Genomic DNA, 6,078 nt, shown 5'->3' with positions numbered 1-6,078 from the left:
TTGCTGACATGGGCCAAAGGGATCAATGAAGGGAGGAAATGAAATTGGTAAGAGTAAAAGAGTCAGTAAGCAAACTTGCTGAATACAAACCTGCCAGATCTATTGTTGAAGTAAGTCGTGAATTTGGAATCAATGAGAAGGATCTGATTAAGCTTGCCGGAAATGAGAACAGATTCGGATGCTCGGAAAATGTTATAAAGGCAATCAATGACAGCAAAGCATTCTTTTCATACTATCCGGATGTGAATATAACGAAGCTTCGTGACAAGCTGGCAGAGAAGCACGATGTTCCGGGAGAAAATCTGATATTCGGAAACGGATCCTTCGAGCTTTTAACACTGATAGGTGAGACCTACATTGAAAAAGGAGATGAAGTAATCTACAACGATCCTTCTTTTGGCTGGTATCTGAATGTAACGCTGAAAAATGAAGGCACTGTGGTAAGAGTTCCCGTAACTGAGGAAAAGGCAGTGAATACCGAAGGAATCCTGAAAAGGATAAATGAAAAGACCAAGGCCATCTGGCTTTGCAATCCTAACAATCCCACAGGAACTGTGATAGCGCCGGTAGTGCTTACAGATTTCATCGAAAGAGTTCCGGAACATGTGCTGATAGTTCTTGATGAAGCCTATATCGATTTTATAGACGGAGAATACATCGACACCATAGAGATTGCGAAAAAGCACAGCAACGTGATCATACTCAGAACCTTTTCGAAATCCTATGGACTTGCCTCTTTTAGAGTTGGCTACGGAATCGCATCGGAGGAAATCATACGAAACCTTCTTAAGGTAAAACTTCCCATAAACTTAAGCTTTACCGCTCAGGTCGCAGCACTGGCTGCCCTTGAGGATGAGGAGTTTACAGAATATGTTATCGAAGAGAACCGAAAGGAACGTAGGCATTACTACAGTGAGTTCGAAGCTCTGGGGCTTGAGTATATTCCGTCCAATGGTAACTTCATTTTGGTAAGAACCGGCCTTGACGGAGAGCATGTGGAAACGGAATTTGCCAAAGAAGGAATCATTATAAGAAAAGGTGAAGAATTCGGACTTGATAAGTGGCTCAGAATCTCAGTGGGAAGACCTGAAGAAAACAGAAAGGTTTTGAATCTTTTAAAGAAAATATTGGAGGAGGAGAAAAATAATGATCGTAAAAACGCCTAAGTTATACATAAGTGAAAAAGATGCTCTGAAGACAGCGGGACAGTATATAAAGGAATACTCAAAAAATCCGCTTATCATCGGCAGCAGGAAGGCACTTGATGCCGCATTTTCCCAGTTGCAACAGTCACTTGAGGATAATGGGATAAGCACCGAAAACGTTGACCTTTTTTCCGGATATCCCTCTGAAAATAAGTTCAGGTACTACACGGAGCTGGTAGAAAAATACAATGCAGATGCCATCATCGGTATAGGAGGCGGAAGAGTTCTTGATACCGCCAAGGCAACAGCAGACCTTCTGAATATTCCAGTTATCACGATTCCAACAATCGCAGCTACCTGTGCTGCCTGGGCAGGACTTACCATCCAGTATGACGATGAAGGAAGTTATGTACAACCAAGACCGCTAAAGAAGGCTCCGGAACTGATAATAGCTGATACAAGAATCATTCTCTCAGCTCCCAAAAGATATCTTTTTGCCGGGACGATTGATACCTTTGCCAAGTTTTATGAAATTCGACCAAGCCTTGAGCATGCGAAGGATTCTCTGAATCTTGATATCGCATTTTATTCGGCAAAGCTTGCCTATGATAAGCTCGAAAACAACGTTTTCAAGGCAATAAAGGAAGCGGATGAAGGCTACTTTGGACAGAGTGCAAAGGATGTGGTGGATGCGATCATCTATCTGGCAGGATTTGCCGGAAGCTTTCAGACTAACACAGGATATTACAGCTTTGCCCATCCCTTTTATCACATATCTGCCAGATTCCCCAATACAAGGCACAAGCTTCATGGGGAAAAGGTGGCATACGGGATAGTAGCTCAGCTTTTCCTGGAGAATAAGGATGAAAAAGAAATAGAAGATGTTATAAAGAATTTCGATAAATATGATAATGCATTTACTCTGGCTGACATAGGTCTCAGCAGGGAAAACAGAAGTGAATTGGAGAATCTTGCTGCTCAGATAAGGGAAGCATTTGATCATGTTGAATGGAATATAAAGTCAATCGTGGATGCGCTTTTGCAGACAGATTCACTGGTACTTAAGTTAAAGGAGGAAGGATGATGATTATGAAAAAATTTATTGCTGGGGTATTGATAACTGCGCTTACGGGAGTGTTTCTTACCGGCTGCGGAAAGGATGTGGCAGGAGCCAAGAGAGAAGACAAGGCAGAAGGATATACTCTCAACCTTGGAGCTTCCGGCGATGCAGCGCTTAACAACCCGCTGGTTCAGCTGGCTGAGGAAAAAGGTTATTTTGCAGAAAACAATCTGTCTATTACTCAGACCAAGCTTGAGAATGCAGGCGCAGTAATGTATGACGCATTAAGCGTAGGAAAGATTGACGCAGCCTATGCTCAGGTTGTACCGCCTGTAAGCTATGGGGCCCAGGGATATGATGTAACACTGATAGGAGGAGTTCTCTCCGGAGGTATGGTCTGCGTAACACTACCCGAGAATTATGAAGAGCTGAAGGATATCAGCAACTGGAAAGGCCATTCCATAGGCGTTGTCCAGATGTCAACAAGTGAGCTGACAACCAGAAACGCACTAAAGGACTACGGTCTTACAGCCGATGATGTTGAGTATGTAATGATAGAGGATTATTCCAGCATCGCGCTTTCTACAGCTAAGGGCAACGTGGATATCGGATTTGTTTCAAGTAACTATGTTGACCAGGCGCTGGAGGCAGGTTGCGTCGTACTTACAACGCTTTATGATATCAAAAAAGATTATGTATGCTGCCGTCAGTCTGCATATACCAAGAATCTTGAGCAGAATCGCGATGCCTATGTTTATTACCTGGAAGGCCAGATAAAAGCCTATAAAGACATCAAAACCGATGAGGAAGGCACAATACAGAGTCTTGTTAAGGCCACGGGAGAGAGTGATGACTACATTCGTACTTATATCTATGACGAGGTTGGAAGTGCGCATCGTACCTATAATCCCGATCCTAATTACAATGGAGTGAAGGGGCTTTACGACATCATTCTTGAGCAGAAATATGTGGAGTCAGATCGTACACTGGATCAGTTCTATGATATTTCGGTATATGCGGATGCGCTTAAAAACGTGATTGCTGAAAATCCTGATGACGATTTTTACAAGGATATGAAGGCATATTTCCTGGAGAATAACGCTGAGTTTCCTGATTTTGCCAATATTTACGGCGAAGATTTCTGGGGGTGATATTATTGGCACTTATTGAGATAAAGGATTTGGGACTTACTTACGAAACGGAAAAAGAGAGCTTTGAAGCACTTAATGACATAAATCTTGAGGTGGAGAAGGGAGAATTTGTCTGCCTTATAGGACCTTCAGGCTGTGGAAAGAGTACGCTTCTTGGTGTTCTTGAGGGACTGCTTGAGCCTACAAAGGGAAAGGTTCTTATTAACGACAAAGAGATAAATGGCCCGGGAAGGGACAGAGCAGTGGTATTTCAAAACTACTCGCTCTTTCCCTGGATGAGTGCCAGAAGAAATGTGGCCTTTGCCATTATTGAGTCAAAGAGAGGATATCAGAAGGTAAAAAAGAGTGATGCCTACAGAATAGCTGATGAATTCCTTGAAAAGGTGGGGCTTTCCGAATACAAGAATAAGCAGCCGGGGGAACTGTCAGGAGGAATGCAGCAGAGAGTTGCCATAGCAAGAGCCCTTGCCTGCAATCCGGAAATTCTTCTTATGGATGAGCCCTTCGGGGCAATCGATGCCAAGACTAGGGATGTCCTTCAGCAGCTTCTTTTAAAACTTTGGACTGAGGATAAGGAGAAAAAGACAATCGTATTTGTTACCCATGATCTTGAGGAAGCTATCTTTCTGGCAGATAAGATTGTTTTCATGGAACCCAAGGGAATAAAGAAGATCATTGATGTGAAGATTGACAGACCCAGATACAAGGAGAAGCTGCTAGGTAACGACAGATACAGGACACTTCGAAGCCAGCTTGTTAGAATGTTCAGCAAGGATGACGAAGAAATTGCTCTTACAGGAGGTGCCGGAATATGAGTAGTTATGCAGAGGCTCCGGCTATTGTCTTTGAAAAGCCGGAGAGAGTCAGGAAAAATAATGTGGCCTGGCAGAAAAGAATAATCAATGTAGCGAATTTCTTGTTTGTACTTATATGGCTGGCATCACTTTTGCCCAGCAAATATGCTACAGAGATGAGAATCGGACTTAAGGATTTTAAGGCCTTTGGACTGGTACTGATCCTGATAGAAATCACGTTTCTTTTAAGCAATGGCTCGGAAAAGCGAAGCAGAGCCCAGAGGGATATTGTTGGATTTGTGTATGCCCCGAAATTAAAAAATACCCCTATGTAGGATTTATATTTCAGTGTCCTACTTAGGGGTATCATCATGGTGCGACAGTTTTATTTTACTTTGGCATTAGTATATTTTTTAATTGCCTTTGCAAGCTTAGCTTTCTTCTTGCCCTTAATATCTTTGATCGAAATAGAGGCATCCTTGTTTATCTTTTTGAAGGCATCCTTCTTGACTGAAAGAGATGAATTGGCAGAAATCTTTACCTTCTTCAGCTTCTTGCAATTCTTGAATGCAGCTTTGTCGATAAGAGTTACGTTATTGCCGATGGACAGGGATTTAATCTTCTTGTTGCCCTTGCCGGCGTTTGCGGCAATTGTGGTAACGGGATAAGTCTTGCCGCCGGCAGAAACTTCATTTATGGATATCTTACCGGAAGCTTCGATTTTGGTGGCTGTAGCATTGCCGTTTTCATCAATGTTATAGGTGATACCATCGACGGTTGCGGTGAATGCCTTTGGAGCTGCATCCGCAACCTTTTTTGCATCATCAGTTTTTGTTTCTGTCCCGGAGTTTTTTGCGGGAGTTTCATCAAGTGGCTTTTTATCCGTAACACCATCTGAGAAATCAGCGTTGTCAAATGTCTTAGGGGCTTCTACAAAAATATAATGGTGACATACAGATGATACAGGTAATTTATCATATGCAGTCTGGCTATCCGGTATTCCGTTCTGGTTATCGTCTCGATAAAGCGCTCTGGGTAATGTGATTTCTTCATCAAGTTTCTTTGGCGCATATAGCTGCTTAAGATTATCGCATCTGGCAAATGGGGTATAAACATCAGTCCCTTTACCAATCTTCATAGTAGACAGGTCTACACGCTGTAATGACCGGCAATCACGAAATACCCCTTGGAAATCTGTGACTTTGGAAGTATCAAAGGTGTTAAAGTTTATATTATTGATATTTACACAATCTGCAAACATGAATGTCATGTTCTCGAGATTGGGAGTCCTAAAGGTACCAAGATCAATTGACTTTAAGCTGTAGCATTCCCAAAACATGGATCGCATACTTTTGACCTTTGAAGTATCAAAACGGCTTAAATCAATTTTCTTTAATCTGTGAAGTAATGAAAATGTGTTATCAAAGGATTCTACTCTCGAGGTATCGATCTTGTTTCCAAAATCAATTTCTTCTATCAGTTTATTCTGACCAAACAGAGTGTCACAATATTTATCAAGATATATCTTAGGATATGAGCTGTAAATAAGCATGGACTCTGTTTTGAGGTCATAATATGCAGTTAAATTCTGACCGGCAGGGGCCTGCGGAAGTGTATCAGATGGTTTTGCATCTGTTGTGGATAAAAACTTTATTTTTTTTACGATTTTATCCTCTTTAAAATTGGTGAATTTTTTTATTGCAATCCTAAAAGAAGAATTGCTAAGAACTGCTTCGCCTGATGCGGCTCTGGCAGAAATGCCATTCCCTGTGGAAACAGCAAGAAAAGACAGCATTACAGCTGCTAAGAATAATAAAACTTTTTTCTTCATTACATAGTTCTCCCCAAATTGATTTGTGCCTGTGGCACAATGGACATTTTATAATAATGCAGCTCTTAGTACAACAACAAAAGAGAATTATACGTAA

Annotated in this window: 6 protein-coding genes; 5 read left to right on the top strand and 1 reads right to left on the bottom strand. The window is 41.7% G+C overall.

The window, feature by feature from the left end; genetic code table 11:
* The first annotated feature begins 44 nt into the window (after nucleotides 1-44).
* From hisC to G587_RS0120695, 5 genes are read left to right on the top strand one after another with little or no spacing between them, the layout of a single operon-like run.
* Nucleotides 45-1,166 (top strand): histidinol-phosphate transaminase, encoded by a 1,122-nt coding sequence (gene hisC / locus G587_RS0120715; protein WP_051201211.1) that lies wholly within the window; start codon nucleotides 45-47, stop codon nucleotides 1,164-1,166.
* A complete protein-coding gene (locus tag G587_RS0120710) occupies nucleotides 1,147-2,229 on the top strand; it encodes an iron-containing alcohol dehydrogenase family protein (RefSeq protein WP_051201210.1) in 1,083 nt (360 codons plus the stop codon). Before hisC ends, G587_RS0120710 begins: the two co-directional genes overlap by 20 nt.
* 5 nt (nucleotides 2,230-2,234) lie before the next feature.
* Nucleotides 2,235-3,356: an ABC transporter substrate-binding protein gene (locus tag G587_RS0120705; protein WP_196812642.1), complete on the top strand. Its 1,122-nt coding sequence runs from the start codon at nucleotides 2,235-2,237 to the stop codon at nucleotides 3,354-3,356.
* A gap of 5 nt (nucleotides 3,357-3,361) precedes the next feature.
* The gene (locus G587_RS0120700; protein ID WP_026493800.1) at nucleotides 3,362-4,171 is read left to right on the top strand and encodes an ABC transporter ATP-binding protein; all 810 of its coding nucleotides are present in this window, start codon (nucleotides 3,362-3,364) and stop codon (nucleotides 4,169-4,171) included.
* On the top strand, nucleotides 4,168-4,485 hold the full coding sequence (locus G587_RS0120695) for a hypothetical protein (RefSeq protein WP_026493799.1): 318 nt from the start codon (nucleotides 4,168-4,170) through the stop codon (nucleotides 4,483-4,485). The genes G587_RS0120700 and G587_RS0120695 overlap by 4 nt, the downstream gene beginning before the upstream one ends.
* 50 nt (nucleotides 4,486-4,535) lie before the next feature.
* Here the strand turns inward: G587_RS0120695 and G587_RS24915 are convergent, their stop codons facing one another.
* Entirely contained in the window at nucleotides 4,536-5,981 is a 1,446-nt protein-coding gene (locus tag G587_RS24915) for a BspA family leucine-rich repeat surface protein (RefSeq protein ID WP_026493798.1), read from the bottom strand.
* Nucleotides 5,982-6,078 lie beyond the last annotated feature (97 nt).

This window comes from Butyrivibrio sp. XPD2002, assembly GCF_000423945.1.
Taxonomy (GTDB): Bacteria; Bacillota; Clostridia; order Lachnospirales; family Lachnospiraceae; genus Butyrivibrio.
The sequence above is the reverse complement of the archived record's forward strand: the minus strand, read 5'-3'. Positions and strand labels throughout refer to the sequence as shown.